This window comes from Pseudobacillus wudalianchiensis (assembly GCF_001685015.1).
Classification (GTDB): Bacteria; Bacillota; Bacilli; order Bacillales; family Domibacillaceae; genus Pseudobacillus; species Pseudobacillus wudalianchiensis.
Map to the genome: position 1 here is coordinate 1 of NZ_MAYT01000032.1, position 17,750 is coordinate 17,750.

Genomic DNA, 17,750 nt, shown 5'->3' on the forward strand with positions numbered 1-17,750 from the left:
TTCCCCTTGTGAGAGTAGGACGTTGCCAGGCGAACTATGGGACATTTATTTAGTCAATATGTTCATCTGCAGCTAAAAAATTATTCCGCAGTAGCTCAGTGGTAGAGCAATCGGCTGTTAACCGATCGGTCGCAAGTTCGAATCTTGCCTGCGGAGCCATGCTTCCATAGCTCAGCAGGTAGAGCACTTCCATGGTAAGGAAGAGGTCACCGGTTCGAGCCCGGTTGGAAGCTTACTAGTTTTTAAGAATGGCCCCTTGGTCAAGCGGTTAAGACACCGCCCTTTCACGGCGGTAACACGGGTTCGAATCCCGTAGGGGTCACCATTTATGGAGGATTAGCTCAGCTGGGAGAGCACCTGCCTTACAAGCAGGGGGTCGGCGGTTCGAACCCGTCATCCTCCACCATTATATGTTATATTTACGTGCCGGTGTAGCTCAATTGGTAGAGCAACTGACTTGTAATCAGTAGGTTGGGGGTTCAAGTCCTCTTGCCGGCACCAGTTTCTTTCGGAGGGGTAGCGAAGTGGCTAAACGCGGCGGACTGTAAATCCGCTCCCTCAGGGTTCGGCGGTTCGAATCCGTCCCCCTCCACCAGTTTTATTAATCATGAATGAAACAAATAAAACTTGGGCATATTTAAAAATGTCCTTTTTATTTCGTCTTCACTAACATTGGGCTATAGCCAAGCGGTAAGGCAACGGACTTTGACTCCGTCATTCGTTGGTTCGAATCCAGCTAGCCCAGCCATAACGAGCCATTAGCTCAGTCGGTAGAGCATCTGACTTTTAATCAGAGGGTCGAAGGTTCGAGTCCTTCATGGCTCACTCTTTAAAAAGCTGTTTTAGTTAAGTGATTTTCCATTTAACTAAAACAGCTTTTTTCTTTAGATAAATGTGAATAATTATCCAAAAAAGTGTCCAGTTGAGTCAAGTTCTTTCTTTCGGTTAAAATAAGGCGAGCAACACGAAAGGAGAGTTCATATGACTAACGAAAAGAAAATATCAATCATTGGTGTTCCAATGGATTTAGGACAACTACGCAGAGGGGTAGACATGGGGCCTAGTGCTATCCGTTATGCCGGTATTAGCGAGCGCCTTGAAGCGTTACAATATGAAGTAGAAGACTGTGGCGATATTGAGATTAATAAGAAGCATGCGGTTCACAGCGAAAATACAAACTTAAAGAACTTGAAATCGGTTGCTGAAGCAAGCACGAAGCTGGCAGAAAAAGTGGACAATGTCATCCAATCTGGAAGCTTTCCGCTTGTACTTGGTGGTGACCATAGTATTGCGATTGGTACACTTGCTGGCGTAGCGAAGCATTATCATAATTTAGGTGTAATCTGGTACGATGCACACGGTGACTTAAACACAGCGGAAACATCTCCTACAGGTAATATCCATGGTATGCCTTTAGCTGTTAGCATTGGTCTTGGCCATGAAGCGCTGACTGGCCTTTACAGTCCGTCTCCAAAAGTAAAACCTGAAAATATCGTGATTATCGGTGCGCGCGACCTTGATGAAGGAGAAAAAGCTCTTATTAAAGAACAAGGCATTAAAGTATATACGATGCATGAAGTTGATCGTCTGGGCATGACAAAGGTGATTGAGGAAACGATTGAGTACTTGCGTGAAAAAACAGACGGAGTTCATTTGTCATTAGATTTGGACGGTCTTGATCCGAGTGATGCCCCAGGAGTAGGTACACCGGTTATTGGGGGAATTAGTTACCGTGAAAGCCATTTAGCTATGGAAATGCTTGCGGAAAGCGGATTAATTACTTCTGCAGAGTTTGTAGAAGTTAATCCGATTCTTGATGAAAAAAATAAGACAGCCTCTGTGGCGGTGGCCTTGATGGCTTCTTTATTCGGAAGCAAGCTTTTATAAGGCAGCAAGACGAAGGAACAGCTATAAAATAACCGGAGATCCTAATATAAAGTTAGGATCTCCGGTTATTTTAATTCCTCAAACTGATTTAATAATTGATCAAGGCGTGTGCTGATCTCTACTACCTTTTTATCTGAAAAGGATGTTTCCATAGCCAGCATCACCATGTTATGCCGACAAACCTCAATTTCTTCTAACAATTCCGCTGCAGCCATTGTGATCAATCAACTCCTACCGTCGTTTTGATTATGATCACTATACCCTTTTACAAAAATATGTAAACATTTCAACGTAATTTGTTATGATAGAGTTGTGCTTTTTTTGAAACCTTTTTTAGCTGATAATCGTATGGAAAGATACCTGCGAGGGCAGGAGGTAAAAAATAATGGAGTTAATTGTCCAAAGAAGGATTAAGCAGGTTCTCAAGGGCGACCAAAATGCTTTTGGTGAGATCGTAGAACTTTATAAAGATAAAGTGTATCAAATTTGCTTTCGGATGTTGTGGGATCGTCATGAAGCAGAGGATGCTGCACAAGAAACATTCATTAAAGCATTTGTTAATATTCATACGTACGATCCTGAAAAGAAGTTTGCAACCTGGCTCTACCGAATTGCGACAAATCTATGCATTGACCGGATTCGCAAGAAAAAACCGGATTATCACCTTGATGCTGAAATTGCTGGTACAGAAGGACTTAATATGTATTCGCAAGTTGCCTCTACGGAAGAGCTTCCTGAAGAAGCAGTGGAAAATTTGGAGCTGCAGGAGGTTATCCAGTCGGCTATTTTTAATCTTCCCGAAAAATACAGGTCAGTCATCGTCTTAAAATATATCGAAGAGCTACAGCTGCAAGAAATTGCAGATATCTTAGAATTGCCCCTAGGCACGGTGAAAACACGGATACATAGAGGGCGCGAGGCACTTCGTAAGTATTTGCGGAATATGTGAGAAGGGATGTGTGAAATCATGGCTTCTTGTCAAAAAGAGATCGTTCGCTTGATGCACAATTATTTAGATGGGGAGCTCTTTTCTGGGGAACAACAGAAACTAAAAGCACATTTACAAACATGCAATGATTGCCGTCAGCATTTTTTAGAGTTAAAAAAGACGATTGCACTTGTACAAAGCATGTCCCACATAGGAGCCCCTGAAAGATTTACAGAGGAGGTCCTGTTCGCCTTACCAAAAGAAACAAGGGTTATTGGCATTCAGCGCTGGATCAGAAGGCACCCGTTTTTTACGGCGGCTTCTTTGTTTTTAGCTTTAATGACCGGTGGCCTTTTATCGACCTGGCAACAAGAAGCGAATCATTTTGCTTTTACAAAGTATAACAATCTGCAGGTTGAAAACGATACAGTCGTTGTTCCTGCTGGAGAACAAGTAAAAGGAGACATTGTTGTAGAGAACGGTGATATTCGCGTCGAAGGAGAGGTACAGGGAGATGTGACCGTCATTAATGGCGAACAGTATATGGCTTCGGCTGGACGCGTTACAGGGGAAATAGAAGAAATCGATGAGGCTTTCGGTTGGATATGGTTTAAACTGAAAAAAGCAGTAACGGGAGTGTTCGACTAGCTACTACGAACACTCTTTTTTCTAAAGAATGGAGGTCTGCCCCCTTTTGGTTCGGACTTTTCGGCAGACTGTGTTATAATATGCTAGTTAAATAAAACACAAAGCCTCTGTACGGCTCCAGTCATTACATTATTGGAGGATGTAATATGCCGTTTTCAAACTACTTCGAACATTTTACTGCATTGGATTATTTATCCAACGCACTGGATATATTGCTTGTTTGGTTTGTTGTTTATAAACTTTTAATGGTTATACGCGGCACGAAAGCTGTTCAGCTCGTGAAGGGTATTTTTGTTATTATCGTCGTACGAGGCTTAAGCGGGCTGCTCGGGCTTGATACATTAAGCTGGATTATGGAACAGGCCTTAACATGGGGGTTCCTAGCGGTTATTATCATTTTCCAGCCTGAGGTACGCCGTGCTTTAGAGCAGCTTGGGAGGGGAAGTCTTTTTTCTAGGAATGTAGTGCAGGAGGATAAAGAGCAGCGCGATTTAATAGACGCTTTAATGAAGTCAGTTAGCTATATGGCTAAAAGACGGATAGGTGCTCTTATTTCCATAGAAAAAGAAACGGGCATGAATGATTATATTGAAACGGGAATTCCGCTGCATTCCTCTATTACATCGGAATTACTCATTAATATCTTCATCCCTAATACCCCGCTTCATGATGGAGCAGTGATTATTCAAAAAAACAAAATAGCTGCAGCAGCCTGTTATTTGCCTTTGTCAGAGAGCCCATTTATCTCAAAAGAATTGGGTACGAGACACAGGGCCGCAATGGGCATCAGTGAAGTGACTGACAGCATCACCATTGTTGTCTCTGAGGAAACCGGAGCCGTGTCCGTTACAAAGAACGGTGATTTGTTCCGTGATTTGTCCTCTGAGGATTTTGAAAAACTTTTGATGCATGAGTTACTTAAAAAGGAAAGTGATTCCTCAGGCCGGTGGATCTGGAGGGGGAGAAAAAGCGATGGATAAATTTGTGGAAAGCTCCTGGTTTGTACGTATCGTTGCTTTGCTTTTGACCATTTTACTGTACATATCTGTGAATTTCGGCGATTTTCAGTTAACTCAAAAGGCAGATGATTCTGCTCAGACTAACAGTGAAGTGATTACCGATGTCCCGGTTCAGGCATACTATGATACGGAAAACTTATTTGTTTCAGGCGTTCCAGATAAAGTGAAGGTCGAACTGAAAGGCCCAAAAAGCATTATTGAATCAACAAAGCGACTAAGAGACTTTGAGCTCTTCATTGATTTAACTAACACAAGTATAGGGAAACATCGTGTTCCCATTAAATACAAGCAGCTTTCCGATAAATTGAAAGTAACCGTTATTCCAGAGACAGTCGATGTCACAATTGAAGAGAAGGTTTCTGATTACTTTGTCGTGAGCCCAGAATTCAATGACAATATGTTGGCGGAGGGATATCAGGAAGAAGCCGTTTCTGTTGATCCGAAGCGCGTAAAAGTGACTGGATCAAAAGCGGCGCTTAATAAAATTGTTTACGTGAAAGCGACTCTAGATGTGAAAGAAAAAGTCGATAAAGAAACAACCGGCACCGCGAAAGTACAAGTGTTGGATGGTGACTTGAATAAGCTAGACGTTAAAATAGAACCTGAAACCGTTCAAGTATCCATTTCTGTCAAAAACCCAAGCAAAAAAATAGCGCTCAGGTTCTTCCCTAAAGGCACACCACCTAAGGGGATCAAAATTAGGTCTATTAAACCTGAGACAGAAGAAATTACGATTTACGGAAAAGAATCTATTTTGAGGGATATGGAAGAACTAGTTGTCCCGGTAGAAGTGGACAGTATAAAGAAAGACACAACACTTACTGTGCCAATTGAGATTGGCGAAGGGCTGAACTTTGTTTCCCCGCAGCTCGTAAAGGTAAAGGTGACAGTCGAAGGAAGTCCGGAAGGTGAACCAGAAAAGAAAAACGGTGAATAACGCCGTTTGAACAGAAGGTAAAACAAAGGAGAGAATCGATAAATGGGAAAGTATTTTGGAACTGATGGAGTAAGAGGAGTGGCAAATGCAGAATTAACACCCGAGCTTGCTTTTAAATTAGGCAGATTCGGCGGTTATGTGTTAACGAAGAATGCAGAGCGCCCGAAAGTCGTAGTAGGCCGTGACACTCGTATCTCCGGTCATATGTTAGAGGGAGCTCTTGTTGCTGGCCTCTTATCCATTGGGGCAGAAGTCATGCGTCTTGGCGTTATCTCTACACCAGGCGTCGCTTATTTAACAAAAGTGATGGATGCTCAGACAGGCGTAATGATTTCAGCTTCTCACAATCCAGTCGGAGATAATGGCATTAAGTTTTTTGGTCCTGATGGATTCAAGCTATCTGATGAACAAGAAGCAGAGATCGAAGCCCTTCTTGATCAAGACACAGATAACCTGCCACGTCCGACCGGTGCTAATCTCGGACAAGTGAGCGATTATTTTGAAGGTGGACAAAAATACATCCAGTACTTGAAGCAGTCAGTAGATGAAGATTTCTCTGGTATTCATATTGCACTAGATTGTGCCCATGGTGCTACATCCTCACTAGCTCCGCATCTGTATGCTGATTTAGAGGCAGATATTTCAACGATGGGAACTTCTCCTAATGGACTAAACATTAATGACGGAGTCGGCTCTACACATCCAGAAGCACTTGCCGCTTTCTTACTAGAGAAAAAGGCAGATGTCGGTTTATCCTTTGATGGCGACGGGGATCGTTTGATTGCTGTTGATGAAAAAGGAAACATCGTAGACGGCGACCAAATTATGTTTATTTGTGCGAAGTATATGCATGAACAAGGACAGTTAAAGCAGTCTGTCGTTGTCTCAACAGTTATGAGTAATCTCGGCTTTTACAAAGGACTAGAAGCGTTGGGCATTAAAAGTGTGCAGACAGCAGTCGGCGATCGCTATGTAGTGGAAGCGATGAAAAAAGACCAATATAACCTGGGCGGCGAGCAGTCTGGCCACATTATTTTCTTAGATTACAATACAACAGGTGATGGCCTATTAACGGGTCTTCAGCTTATAAACATTATGAAAATGACGAAAAAGCCTTTATCAGAGCTTGCGGCAGAAATGAAGAAATACCCGCAAATCTTACAGAACGTACGAGTGACAGATAAATACAAAGTAACGGAAAATGAAAAAGTGAAAGCCNTTATTATCATTTTCCAGCCTGAGGTACGCCGTGCTTTAGAGCAGCTTGGGAGGGGAAGTCTTTTTTCTAGGAATGTAGTGCAGGAGGATAAAGAGCAGCGCGATTTAATAGACGCTTTAATGAAGTCAGTTAGCTATATGGCTAAAAGACGGATAGGTGCTCTTATTTCCATAGAAAAAGAAACGGGCATGAATGATTATATTGAAACGGGAATTCCGCTGCATTCCTCTATTACATCGGAATTACTCATTAATATCTTCATCCCTAATACCCCGCTTCATGATGGAGCAGTGATTATTCAAAAAAACAAAATAGCTGCAGCAGCCTGTTATTTGCCTTTGTCAGAGAGCCCATTTATCTCAAAAGAATTGGGTACGAGACACAGGGCCGCAATGGGCATCAGTGAAGTGACTGACAGCATCACCATTGTTGTCTCTGAGGAAACCGGAGCCGTGTCCGTTACAAAGAACGGTGATTTGTTCCGTGATTTGTCCTCTGAGGATTTTGAAAAACTTTTGATGCATGAGTTACTTAAAAAGGAAAGTGATTCCTCAGGCCGGTGGATCTGGAGGGGGAGAAAAAGCGATGGATAAATTTGTGGAAAGCTCCTGGTTTGTACGTATCGTTGCTTTGCTTTTGACCATTTTACTGTACATATCTGTGAATTTCGGCGATTTTCAGTTAACTCAAAAGGCAGATGATTCTGCTCAGACTAACAGTGAAGTGATTACCGATGTCCCGGTTCAGGCATACTATGATACGGAAAACTTATTTGTTTCAGGCGTTCCAGATAAAGTGAAGGTCGAACTGAAAGGCCCAAAAAGCATTATTGAATCAACAAAGCGACTAAGAGACTTTGAGCTCTTCATTGATTTAACTAACACAAGTATAGGGAAACATCGTGTTCCCATTAAATACAAGCAGCTTTCCGATAAATTGAAAGTAACCGTTATTCCAGAGACAGTCGATGTCACAATTGAAGAGAAGGTTTCTGATTACTTTGTCGTGAGCCCAGAATTCAATGACAATATGTTGGCGGAGGGATATCAGGAAGAAGCCGTTTCTGTTGATCCGAAGCGCGTAAAAGTGACTGGATCAAAAGCGGCGCTTAATAAAATTGTTTACGTGAAAGCGACTCTAGATGTGAAAGAAAAAGTCGATAAAGAAACAACCGGCACCGCGAAAGTACAAGTGTTGGATGGTGACTTGAATAAGCTAGACGTTAAAATAGAACCTGAAACCGTTCAAGTATCCATTTCTGTCAAAAACCCAAGCAAAAAAATAGCGCTCAGGTTCTTCCCTAAAGGCACACCACCTAAGGGGATCAAAATTAGGTCTATTAAACCTGAGACAGAAGAAATTACGATTTACGGAAAAGAATCTATTTTGAGGGATATGGAAGAACTAGTTGTCCCGGTAGAAGTGGACAGTATAAAGAAAGACACAACACTTACTGTGCCAATTGAGATTGGCGAAGGGCTGAACTTTGTTTCCCCGCAGCTCGTAAAGGTAAAGGTGACAGTCGAAGGAAGTCCGGAAGGTGAACCAGAAAAGAAAAACGGTGAATAACGCCGTTTGAACAGAAGGTAAAACAAAGGAGAGAATCGATAAATGGGAAAGTATTTTGGAACTGATGGAGTAAGAGGAGTGGCAAATGCAGAATTAACACCCGAGCTTGCTTTTAAATTAGGCAGATTCGGCGGTTATGTGTTAACGAAGAATGCAGAGCGCCCGAAAGTCGTAGTAGGCCGTGACACTCGTATCTCCGGTCATATGTTAGAGGGAGCTCTTGTTGCTGGCCTCTTATCCATTGGGGCAGAAGTCATGCGTCTTGGCGTTATCTCTACACCAGGCGTCGCTTATTTAACAAAAGTGATGGATGCTCAGACAGGCGTAATGATTTCAGCTTCTCACAATCCAGTCGGAGATAATGGCATTAAGTTTTTTGGTCCTGATGGATTCAAGCTATCTGATGAACAAGAAGCAGAGATCGAAGCCCTTCTTGATCAAGACACAGATAACCTGCCACGTCCGACCGGTGCTAATCTCGGACAAGTGAGCGATTATTTTGAAGGTGGACAAAAATACATCCAGTACTTGAAGCAGTCAGTAGATGAAGATTTCTCTGGTATTCATATTGCACTAGATTGTGCCCATGGTGCTACATCCTCACTAGCTCCGCATCTGTATGCTGATTTAGAGGCAGATATTTCAACGATGGGAACTTCTCCTAATGGACTAAACATTAATGACGGAGTCGGCTCTACACATCCAGAAGCACTTGCCGCTTTCTTACTAGAGAAAAAGGCAGATGTCGGTTTATCCTTTGATGGCGACGGGGATCGTTTGATTGCTGTTGATGAAAAAGGAAACATCGTAGACGGCGACCAAATTATGTTTATTTGTGCGAAGTATATGCATGAACAAGGACAGTTAAAGCAGTCTGTCGTTGTCTCAACAGTTATGAGTAATCTCGGCTTTTACAAAGGACTAGAAGCGTTGGGCATTAAAAGTGTGCAGACAGCAGTCGGCGATCGCTATGTAGTGGAAGCGATGAAAAAAGACCAATATAACCTGGGCGGCGAGCAGTCTGGCCACATTATTTTCTTAGATTACAATACAACAGGTGATGGCCTATTAACGGGTCTTCAGCTTATAAACATTATGAAAATGACGAAAAAGCCTTTATCAGAGCTTGCGGCAGAAATGAAGAAATACCCGCAAATCTTACAGAACGTACGAGTGACAGATAAATACAAAGTAACGGAAAATGAAAAAGTGAAAGCCGTTATTTCCGAGGTAGAAGCAGAAATGAACGGAAACGGACGGGTGCTTGTTCGCCCATCAGGTACAGAGCCGCTTGTTCGTGTGATGGTTGAAGCGCAAACCGAGGAGCAATGCCAAGCATTTGTTGAGCGGATTGCTGCTGTCGTAAAAGCGGAAATGGGCCTTGCTGAATAAACAATAGGTTTCATCAGCAGGATATAGGGGAAAGAAAGAGAAGAGGCGCACATGTGCGTCTCTTTTTTCATATACATGTAATAATATTGGCATTCCATTACAAAAAAAATATCAGTTGACGACGAGAAATTGATTAGTGTATGATAATCCTGTTTTACAGAAACAGTAAAGAAAGGAGAGGAGTCTATTTTATAACTATTTGTTTTATAAAGCGCCTGAACTAGCAGGAGAGAGCCTAGCTAGTTGACGAGGAGGAGGTTTATCGAAATGTTCGGCGGATGCCTCCCGGTTGATGACCGCACAACCGACAGTCCTTCCTTAAATCGCAGGGGTAACCTTGCGGACAAAGGGAATGGAAATGCGGAGAGAAAAAAGAGAATATAAAAAAAGAAGAGCGGCAAATAAGCGCTCTGCTTTTGCCTGCCTTCTTTATAGGAGGAACTATTGTATGTGCGGAATTGTTGGTTATATCGGCTTTAAGGATGCAAAGGAAATCTTGCTGAGCGGTCTGGAGAAACTTGAATACCGTGGCTATGACTCTGCTGGTATTGCAATTAGAGATGCGCAAGATGTTCATGTTTTTAAAGAAAAAGGCCGGATTGCGGATTTACGGAAAGTCGTAGACGAAAATATTAGCACAGTAACAGGAATTGGCCATACACGTTGGGCTACTCACGGTGTGCCAAGCAGAGAAAATGCACACCCTCATCAAAGTTTTTCTGGGCGGTTCACACTCGTTCACAACGGAGTAATCGAAAACTATGAACAGCTTAAGAAAGAATACTTGCTGGATGTGCCATTGAAGAGTGACACGGATACAGAAGTAATTGTTCAATTGATTGAACTTTTTGCGCTAGAAGGCCTTGAAACAGAAGCAGCCTTTCGTAAAACGCTGCAGCTGCTAAAAGGTTCTTACGCCATTGGGATGCTGGATAGAGAAGAGCCAGACACGATTTTCGCGGCTAAAAACAAAAGCCCACTTCTTGTTGGACTTGGAGAAGGCTTTAACGTCATTGCCTCTGATGCTATGGCCATGATTCAGGTAACAGACCAATTTGTAGAATTGATGGACAAAGAGGTTGTCATCGTAACAAAAGAAAAAGTAACGATTGAAAACTTGAATGGTGACGAAATCCAACGTGCTCCATACACAGCGGAGCTAGATGCCAGCGATATTGAAAAAGGTACGTATCCACATTACATGCTAAAAGAAATTGACGAGCAGCCGCTTGTGATGAGAAAGCTTATTCAAGCATATCAAAACGAACAAGAAGAGCTGACGGTGGATGAAAATATTATTGAAGCGCTAAAAGGCGCAGACCGTTTATATATCATAGCTTGCGGAACGAGCTACCATGCTGGACTCGTCGGCAAACAATATTTAGAAAAACTCGCAGAGATTCCGACAGAAGTACATGTAGCAAGTGAATTTGTCTACAACATGCCGCTTCTGTCTAAAAACCCATTGTTTATTTTCATTTCCCAAAGCGGCGAAACAGCTGACAGCCGTGCTGTACTCGTAAAAGTAAAGGAAATGGGCTACAAAGCCTTAACAATCACAAATGTTCAAGGTTCTACGTTGTCTCGTGAAGCGGATTACACGCTATTGCTGCATGCAGGCCCTGAGATCGCTGTTGCTTCTACAAAGGCCTACACAGCCCAAGTCTCTGTACTAGCGATTCTAGCGAATGCTACGGCTGAATCACTCGGTATTAAGACAGAACTAGACCTTGTGCATGAACTCGGCATAGTGGCGAATGCAATGGAAATGCTTTGTGATACGAAAGATGAGTTCGAACAAATCGCTAGAGACTATCTCTCCACTACACGCAACTGCTTCTTCATCGGCCGCTCCATTGATTATTATGTTGGCCTTGAAGGTGCATTGAAGTTGAAAGAGATCTCTTATATACAGGCAGAAGGCTTTGCTGGAGGAGAGTTGAAGCACGGCACGATCGCTTTGATCGAAGATGGCATACCAGTCATTGCCATTACGACTCAAGAAAATGTAAACTTAAGCATTCGTGGTAATGTGAAGGAAGTAACGGCTCGCGGTGCGCACCCTTGCATTATCTCTATGAAAGGGCTAGAGAACGAAAACGACCGCTTCGTGATTCCGGCTGTTCATGAGCTTTTAACACCGCTTGTCGCTGTTGTGCCATTGCAGCTCATTGCTTACTATGCAGCATTGCACCGTGATTGTGATGTTGATAAGCCGCGTAACTTGGCGAAGAGTGTAACAGTGGAATAAAAGTAGGTTTTCATCAGGCTGTTTTTGCAGCTTTGAAATAAAGTCATAATGCATATAAAATGCAGTGAAAAAATACCTCTTTGGGTAAACATATCCAAAGAGGTATTTTTTGATTAAGAGAATGAAAATACTTAAAGTGGAAAAACGGCTGAAAAAGGATTAAGGAAAGAGAGTTATCATCCTTAACTCGGTTTCACTTCTTGAAGATACAATTCCATAACCTTACAAAGCTCCATAATCCCCTGTTCAAGCTGTTGATTCTCTAGATAAGAGTAACTAATTCTTAAGTGGTTATATTTTGGTTCATTTGGATAACAAGCCGAACTAGGCAAAAATGACAGGTTGGATTGTTGTGCTTTTAAAAGCAGTTCATCTGTATTGCCGCTGCCAGGCAGAGACACCCAAATATTTAGCCCTCCCTTAGGCCTGATCCAGGTCACTCCTTCAGGTGCATATTTCTCTAACAAGGCAATTGTTTGATCTCTTCTTATTTCAAGGGCGATACGCAGCTTTTCTAAATGTGTGTTCATTCTAGTAGAACTCAAAAATGGAATTAGCGCTTTTTGTGTTAAAAGTGGGCTGCCCAGGTCCGTACAAGATTTCGATGTTAACAACCGCTGATGAATAGTCCCGTTTGAAACCATCGCCCCAATCCTGCAACTAGGTGCTAAAGCTTTGCTAAAGCCCTTTAAATAAATCACATGACCGCTCGTATCCAAAGATTTAATAGTGGGCGGGGGCGGGTTATGATCAAAATATATTTCATTCCATGAGTCATCCTCTACAATAAGAAAGCCGTTTCTTTGTGCCAGTTCTACTAAATCTATTCTTCTCTTTTTACTTAAAACTGTGCCAGTTGGATTATGAAATGTAGGGATCGTATAAACAACTTTTGGTTTTTTAGTTAAACAGAGAGAAGCTAAAATATCTGTTTGCATCCCTTCTCCGTCTACAGGGATAGGAATAATGTGAGCTCCTCGATTTCGAAAAACATCGAGTGCTGCCGTATAGGTGGGCGCCTCCGTAATCACAATGTCTCCAGGACCAATAAAAGTTCTTGCTACTAGATCGATTCCTTGCTGCACACCACTTGTAATGATGATCTCTGAGCTTGTTGTTTTAAGCTCGCCATATCGTTGTAAATACTTTTTAATTGCTTCCCGAACTTCAGCATCTCCTTGAATAGGGCCGTAACGGGCTACAATTTGTGGGTCATCCTGCAAAACTTGGTTTATTTCTTTCGTCAAATAAGCGGAAGGGAGCAGTCCTGGATTTATAATGGCACTAGATAGTTTAATTGCATTTTCCGGTCCCAAATTTAACATGTATTGTGAACGCTGAATATAGTCTGGAATGGCTAGCTGCCAATCAACATTTTTGCTTGTTCTCTTTTCAATCTTTTTCCTCTGCTCTTTCCGCCGAACAAAAGCTCCCTTTCCATGCTCTAAGCGAATATAGCCATTCTTCTCTAAAAGGGTATAAGCTTTGCTTACCGTAACAAAACTAACTTGATTTTCTTTTGAAAAGTTTCGGATTGAAGGCAATTGACTGTCTTCTTCTACAACACCTGAACGAATTCTCTCCGCTAGAATGTTGGCAATTTGATGAATTAACGATTGATCTGATTGACGGTTAAGATTGATTTTCATATTGTCTCCCACTGTTATATTCACTCATTGACTGTTATACATATCACTATATATCGTAAAAACAATGAGGAACAAGAAAAATTTGTTAAAAGGGGAAAAGTAGAAGATGAATATCATGAACCAAGACCAAAAAGATTTTGAACGGATATTAACAGAAATCGTGCAGCATGCAACAAATTTTTATCAGGGCCTTGAAGAGAGAGATGTAGCGGTTCAATCCTATGACATGCCAAAAAATCAACTATCTACATCGGGTATTGGAGCAAGTGCAGCCCTTGAATATTTCACCCAACACTATGCTAAAGGCTTAAGCGCAAGTGCTGGTTCAAGATACTTAGGCTTCGTTACGGGGGGCTCTACACCTGCGTCCATTATAGGAGATTGGTTAGTTAGTATTTATGATCAAAATGCAGCTAGCTCACGGGATTCAATTGCCGGGTTGATTGAACTTGAAACGATTGACCTGTTAAAAGAGTTACTTCACTTAAGCCATGATTATAGCGGCACCTTCGTAAGTGGGGCCACCATGGCAAATTTCGTAGGTCTTGCTCAAGCAAGGCAATGGATTGCACATCACTATGGAAAAGATATTTCCATGGAAGGCCTGTACGATATTCCACCCATTAAAATTTTGAGCGGCGCTCCTCACTCCAGCGTTTTTAAAGCAGCTTCTATGCTGGGCATAGGGAGAAAATCTATTCATTCAATACCTTGTCAGGAAAATCGAGAGGCGATTGATATCGAAAAATTAAAGGAATTTCTTGAACAACAGAAAAGTGAGCCATGCATCGTTGTAGCCAATGCGGGAACAGTTAATACGGTAGACTATGACGATTTAGCTGCTATTGGGAAGCTTAAAAAGCACTACCGCTTTTGGTTACATATTGATGCGGCTTTTGGCGGTTTTGCTGCTTGTTCCCCTGCATATAGAGAATTAGTAGAAGGGATGGATGCTGCCGACTCTATTACAATTGATGCGCATAAATGGTTGAATGTTCCCTACGACTCTGCCATGCAATTTACTCGTCATAAGCAGCTTCAAGCGGAAGTATTTCAAAATAATGCTGCTTATCTCGGGGATGCAATTGAACATCCGGAGTTTTTTAATCTTACACCTGAAAATTCTAGAAGGTTCCGTGCCTTGCCAGCATGGTTTACGCTAAAAGCATACGGTAAAAGCGGCTACCAAAATCTTATTGAGCAAAATGTTGAACTAGCTAAACGCCTTGGGGAAAAAATAAACAACAGCCAGGAGTTTAAACTGTTATCACCAGTAAGATTAAACGTTGTTTGCTTTTCTTTAAACAAAGAATCTATCACTGCTGAAATGAACAACCAATTTCTTACTGCTTTAAACCAGCAAGGAAAAGTGTTTATGACGCCAACTATCTATAATGGCGTTCCTGCCATTCGTGCTGCTTTTAGCAATTGGCGCACAGAGGAAAAAGATATAAATATTATATGGGAAGCATTACGGTCAACAGCTCAATCCATGAAATAACTTTGTAAAAGAGAAGGGTTTGAATAGGATGAGAGAAGGGATAGAATTTCATTTCCTTGGAGCCATTTAATTAATCTTTTTGTGAAAATTAAACCTACTATTGTTATGATGGAGGAAAATGTACTTTCTAATTGTGGAATAAATGTAAACGCTCAGTTCCATGCAAGGAGAATGACGGCAGGAGTATGAAATCAATAGTTAGACACTAAATCAAGTATATGATTTGTCGTTCTTGCGGCAGGTGTGATTCATGCAAATCACCAATCTATAACAATACGTATCCTTTTTTGATGTGTTTGTTTATTTCAAGTATGATTATTAATTTGGAATAGAGGAACAGTAGGGAAAACAGCTGGTATGTATTCGACCCTGTGCTAATCATTAAGCTTTGTGGGTAAACTATGCTAGACTAAAAAATAGATCACAAGCTTGAAATAAAATGGAAAGAGGTAAACAATGTTTAAAAAAATATTGAAGCAGCTTAAGCATCTTTCCCAAGGAAGCAGCGAGCGGAGAAGTGGTTATTATCGCCGGGGCAGTAGCAGCAGCCGACGGTATAAACGGTCACCGATGAGTGGAAGTAAATATTACAAGCGGAAGGGTCGAAGCAGCAGCTAACTCTCTCCCTAACGGTTAATGAGCTTTCTCTTCCGCTTTGAGTGCAGCACAAACATCAGCTGAAATTTCATTAGTATTGGAGTAAGGTTCTTTAATGCGTAATAATCTCTTTAGTAAATAAACAGTGTCTGGTTCTAAAGAAAGTTCTTCTGTCCAAGGAAGAGCTTTTTTATTTTTAGAAGAGTAGGTAGTGTAAAGCAAATACAATAGGATCTCTCCTAGGTCATAGTAATCCTGTAGTTGCATCTCTAGGGTGCATTCTTGCTTATTAGATAGTGTGTGATGTGAGTCAACTGCCGCTCTATGCTTGGACAAACCAAAGTCAATTAAAAAGAGCTCCTTGTTTTTTATTAAAATGTTGGGAATACGTAAATCTTGGTGGTAAATATCTTTTTTATGAAGGTAATCCACTAATTCAAGCAGGTGTGAAACAATGAGTAAAGACTCTTTCTCATTAAACGTTTTTTTGCCTAAAAAGATCTGGTCTTCTAGATTATCCCCGTCAATGAAATTCATTACATAAAATAAATATCCGTCATGGGCAAAAGCTTCAAATAATGTGGGGATACTTTTATGGTTCAGCATGCGCAAAATAGCCATTTCATTTTTAAACAATTCAATGTCTTTTTTGCTACGCTTCTTGCTTGGACGGAGCTGTTTAATTACTTTATTTTCGCTTGTTTTTAAATCGTTGCATAGATAAACGATCCCATAGCTTCCCATGCCTATCACATGGACTATCTCGTAGCGGCCATTCAAGACCGCGCCTTTTTCAAAGGGTTTATCTACAAAAAACTGATAACATTTTCGAATTGCACGCAAAATTATAACGGTCCCTTCCTTCCCTCGCTGAATGTTAAGCAGTCAAACTTTTGGAATGGCGTTACCACAAGATATCATAATAAATCTAAAGGATGATAACAAATAATTTACACTATGGGGGAATGTATTCAGCGCTTTTGTCTGTTTCATTGGATCATCCTGAATTCTATTGATACAGAAAAGAGATTATCCCGCTAGCCCGGATAATCTCTTCTGGATATCAACTATATTCTTAATACACTGCTGGAAGACTCCTTCTCTTGCAGCTTCATAATGTGCTTTAAACCAGCATGAGCGTCACGGAATATCGGCATATCTTTTAATTCCCGAATGCTTAGAGCCAGCTCGGGCTTGATTCCGACTATAATGCACTTCACTCCAATCAGTTTTAGGCAATCAGCTAACTTTTGAAGATAATCCCTAACACTGTCATCAAAATGGCTAATCCCTCTTAGACTGATAAGAAAGTACTCAATTTTTTGAGAGGTGCATTCTTCCAAAACAGTGGACAATACGAGCTCGCCGCGATTCCAGTCTAGCACACCTGCAAGCGGCAAGACGATTGTCTTTTCCCATATGTTTAAGAGAGGTACGGACAAATCTTCAATGAGCGCGTCTTTTCTTTTCTCTTCTTCAGCCTGCGAGGTGACATCCAAAAGCATTACCATATAGCCTTCAACCTGCTCGTTATTTTGGCTGTTTTTGATAGGAGTCACGACGATATCGGCGATAAATTTATTCTTGATCGTAATTCTTGCCCGATGGCCTTCTTGCAACTGCTCCATCATAAGTTGCTGATGCTCAGGTTTTTTATGAAAAAAATCCATATTGAGCCCTATCATTTCTTCTGCGTTCGTTAGGCCATATAAAGGAGCAATAGCAGACAGGGACTTGGCTGCTTTCGTATTCATCCAAGTAATTTTATAGTCTGTATCCGCAATGATGATATTCTCCCCTATGCTATTCAAGGCATCTCTAGCTGATAGCTTCATTGATAGTCCATTCATAACGTTTCATCCAGTTCTATAATTAATTTATCTCATTATATAGCAAGCTTATGAAGCAATAAAAGAAGAAAGATATGGTTTTGACAGACTTAAAAATATTCAGTAGGAAAGGGCTATAGGAAGGTCTAATATATATAGGTCAAACTAATTTAAAGTTCTTACTCAATTTTCCTTTTTTAGATCTGTATGCTACAATGTCTTTACCAAACAATAGAAGGGATGATGGGTGGACGATGGACAAATAATCTTATTTTCTACATTTGAAATCGCATATTTCAAATCACACGAAATAGGATTAGTCTG

The 17,750-nt window shown here is 41.3% G+C and carries 13 protein-coding genes, 8 tRNA genes and 2 pseudogenes; 19 read left to right on the forward strand and 4 right to left on the reverse strand.

The features are described from left to right. The first annotated feature begins 84 nt into the window (after positions 1 to 84). The 9 genes from A8F95_RS20445 to rocF all read left to right on the forward strand — a co-directional run bounded on the left by A8F95_RS20445 (position 85) and on the right by rocF (position 1,887). Positions 85 to 159 (forward strand) — tRNA-Asn (locus tag A8F95_RS20445). A 1-nt stretch (position 160) separates the two neighbouring features. Next, positions 161 to 233: transfer RNA gene (locus tag A8F95_RS20450), tRNA-Thr, on the forward strand. Positions 234 to 250: 17 nt separating this feature from the next. Next, a tRNA-Glu gene (locus tag A8F95_RS20455) sits at positions 251 to 325 on the forward strand. A 5-nt stretch (positions 326 to 330) separates the two neighbouring features. After that, a tRNA-Val gene (locus tag A8F95_RS20460) sits at positions 331 to 406 on the forward strand. Positions 407 to 425: 19 nt separating this feature from the next. Continuing rightward, a tRNA-Thr gene (locus A8F95_RS20465) sits at positions 426 to 501 on the forward strand. Between the two features lie 9 nt (positions 502 to 510). Next, positions 511 to 595, forward strand: a tRNA-Tyr gene (locus tag A8F95_RS20470). A gap of 78 nt (positions 596 to 673) precedes the next feature. Then, positions 674 to 748 (forward strand) — tRNA-Gln (locus A8F95_RS20475). Between the two features lie 4 nt (positions 749 to 752). After that, positions 753 to 825 (forward strand) — tRNA-Lys (locus A8F95_RS20480). Positions 826 to 981: 156 nt separating this feature from the next. Next, positions 982 to 1,887 carry an arginase gene (gene rocF / locus A8F95_RS20485; RefSeq protein WP_065412244.1) on the forward strand — a complete coding sequence of 302 codons (906 nt, stop codon included), beginning with the start codon at positions 982 to 984 and terminating at the stop codon, positions 1,885 to 1,887. Between the two features lie 65 nt (positions 1,888 to 1,952). Here the strand turns inward: rocF and A8F95_RS21850 are convergent, their stop codons facing one another. After that, entirely contained in the window at positions 1,953 to 2,102 is a 150-nt protein-coding gene (locus tag A8F95_RS21850; protein WP_077247476.1) for an aspartyl-phosphate phosphatase Spo0E family protein, read from the reverse strand. A 170-nt stretch (positions 2,103 to 2,272) separates the two neighbouring features. Here A8F95_RS21850 and sigW point away from each other — a divergent pair, with 170 nt between their 5' ends. The 9 genes and pseudogenes from sigW (at position 2,273) to glmS (ending at position 11,850) form a co-directional block, all read left to right on the forward strand. Next, positions 2,273 to 2,836 (forward strand): RNA polymerase sigma factor SigW, encoded by a 564-nt coding sequence (gene sigW / locus A8F95_RS20490; RefSeq protein WP_049659416.1) that lies wholly within the window; start codon positions 2,273 to 2,275, stop codon positions 2,834 to 2,836. A gap of 18 nt (positions 2,837 to 2,854) precedes the next feature. Further along, complete coding sequence (locus A8F95_RS20495; protein WP_176713779.1) at positions 2,855 to 3,463, forward strand: anti-sigma factor family protein; 609 nt, start codon at positions 2,855 to 2,857, stop codon at positions 3,461 to 3,463. A 146-nt stretch (positions 3,464 to 3,609) separates the two neighbouring features. Then, complete coding sequence (gene cdaA / locus A8F95_RS20500; protein ID WP_049659419.1) at positions 3,610 to 4,443, forward strand: diadenylate cyclase CdaA; 834 nt, start codon at positions 3,610 to 3,612, stop codon at positions 4,441 to 4,443. Continuing rightward, entirely contained in the window at positions 4,436 to 5,419 is a 984-nt protein-coding gene (locus tag A8F95_RS20505) for a CdaR family protein (RefSeq protein ID WP_065412246.1), read from the forward strand. Before cdaA (A8F95_RS20500) ends, A8F95_RS20505 begins: the two co-directional genes overlap by 8 nt. A gap of 42 nt (positions 5,420 to 5,461) precedes the next feature. Continuing rightward, positions 5,462 to 6,644, forward strand: a pseudogene (gene glmM, locus A8F95_RS20510) (phosphoglucosamine mutase); the annotation flags it as partial. Between the two features lie 47 nt (positions 6,645 to 6,691). Further along, a pseudogene (gene cdaA, locus A8F95_RS23450) lies at positions 6,692 to 7,231 on the forward strand (diadenylate cyclase CdaA); the annotation flags it as partial. Next, positions 7,224 to 8,207, forward strand: a complete 984-nt coding sequence (locus A8F95_RS20515; RefSeq protein ID WP_065412246.1) for a CdaR family protein — start codon at positions 7,224 to 7,226, stop codon at positions 8,205 to 8,207. The pseudogene cdaA (A8F95_RS23450) and the gene A8F95_RS20515, both read left to right, overlap by 8 nt. 42 nt (positions 8,208 to 8,249) lie before the next feature. Beyond that, positions 8,250 to 9,599 carry a phosphoglucosamine mutase gene (glmM, locus tag A8F95_RS20520; RefSeq protein ID WP_065412247.1) on the forward strand — a complete coding sequence of 450 codons (1,350 nt, stop codon included), beginning with the start codon at positions 8,250 to 8,252 and terminating at the stop codon, positions 9,597 to 9,599. A gap of 448 nt (positions 9,600 to 10,047) precedes the next feature. Beyond that, positions 10,048 to 11,850, forward strand: coding sequence for a glutamine--fructose-6-phosphate transaminase (isomerizing) (gene glmS / locus A8F95_RS20525; protein WP_065412248.1), 1,803 nt, complete (start codon positions 10,048 to 10,050; stop codon positions 11,848 to 11,850). A gap of 182 nt (positions 11,851 to 12,032) precedes the next feature. Here glmS and pdxR read toward each other — a convergent pair whose 3' ends face one another. Further along, a complete protein-coding gene (gene pdxR, locus A8F95_RS20530) occupies positions 12,033 to 13,499 on the reverse strand; it encodes a MocR-like pyridoxine biosynthesis transcription factor PdxR (protein ID WP_065412249.1) in 1,467 nt (488 codons plus the stop codon). 115 nt (positions 13,500 to 13,614) lie between these two features. Here pdxR and A8F95_RS20535 point away from each other — a divergent pair, with 115 nt between their 5' ends. Further along, positions 13,615 to 15,000 carry a pyridoxal phosphate-dependent decarboxylase family protein gene (locus tag A8F95_RS20535; protein WP_245671471.1) on the forward strand — a complete coding sequence of 462 codons (1,386 nt, stop codon included), beginning with the start codon at positions 13,615 to 13,617 and terminating at the stop codon, positions 14,998 to 15,000. A gap of 633 nt (positions 15,001 to 15,633) precedes the next feature. Here the strand turns inward: A8F95_RS20535 and A8F95_RS20540 are convergent. Further along, positions 15,634 to 16,440: a serine/threonine protein kinase gene (locus A8F95_RS20540; RefSeq protein WP_245671473.1), complete on the reverse strand. Its 807-nt coding sequence runs from the start codon at positions 16,438 to 16,440 to the stop codon at positions 15,634 to 15,636. Between the two features lie 224 nt (positions 16,441 to 16,664). After that, positions 16,665 to 17,447, reverse strand: a complete 783-nt coding sequence (locus A8F95_RS20545; protein ID WP_065412252.1) for an STAS domain-containing protein — start codon at positions 17,445 to 17,447, stop codon at positions 16,665 to 16,667. Between the last annotated feature and the right edge of the window lie 303 nt (positions 17,448 to 17,750).

Coding starts and splice junctions, on each gene's coding strand:
- rocF (WP_065412244.1), top strand. CDS start 982: ATGACTAACGAAAAGAAAATATCAATCATTGGTGTTCCAATGGATTTA.
- A8F95_RS21850 (WP_077247476.1), bottom strand. CDS start 2,102: ATGGCTGCAGCGGAATTGTTAGAAGAAATTGAGGTTTGTCGGCATAAC.
- sigW (WP_049659416.1), top strand. CDS start 2,273: ATGGAGTTAATTGTCCAAAGAAGGATTAAGCAGGTTCTCAAGGGCGAC.
- A8F95_RS20495 (WP_176713779.1), top strand. CDS start 2,855: ATGGCTTCTTGTCAAAAAGAGATCGTTCGCTTGATGCACAATTATTTA.
- cdaA (WP_049659419.1), top strand. CDS start 3,610: ATGCCGTTTTCAAACTACTTCGAACATTTTACTGCATTGGATTATTTA.
- A8F95_RS20505 (WP_065412246.1), top strand. CDS start 4,436: ATGGATAAATTTGTGGAAAGCTCCTGGTTTGTACGTATCGTTGCTTTG.
- A8F95_RS20515 (WP_065412246.1), top strand. CDS start 7,224: ATGGATAAATTTGTGGAAAGCTCCTGGTTTGTACGTATCGTTGCTTTG.
- glmM (WP_065412247.1), top strand. CDS start 8,250: ATGGGAAAGTATTTTGGAACTGATGGAGTAAGAGGAGTGGCAAATGCA.
- glmS (WP_065412248.1), top strand. CDS start 10,048: ATGTGCGGAATTGTTGGTTATATCGGCTTTAAGGATGCAAAGGAAATC.
- pdxR (WP_065412249.1), bottom strand. CDS start 13,499: ATGAAAATCAATCTTAACCGTCAATCAGATCAATCGTTAATTCATCAA.
- A8F95_RS20535 (WP_245671471.1), top strand. CDS start 13,615: ATGAACCAAGACCAAAAAGATTTTGAACGGATATTAACAGAAATCGTG.
- A8F95_RS20545 (WP_065412252.1), bottom strand. CDS start 17,447: ATGAATGGACTATCAATGAAGCTATCAGCTAGAGATGCCTTGAATAGC.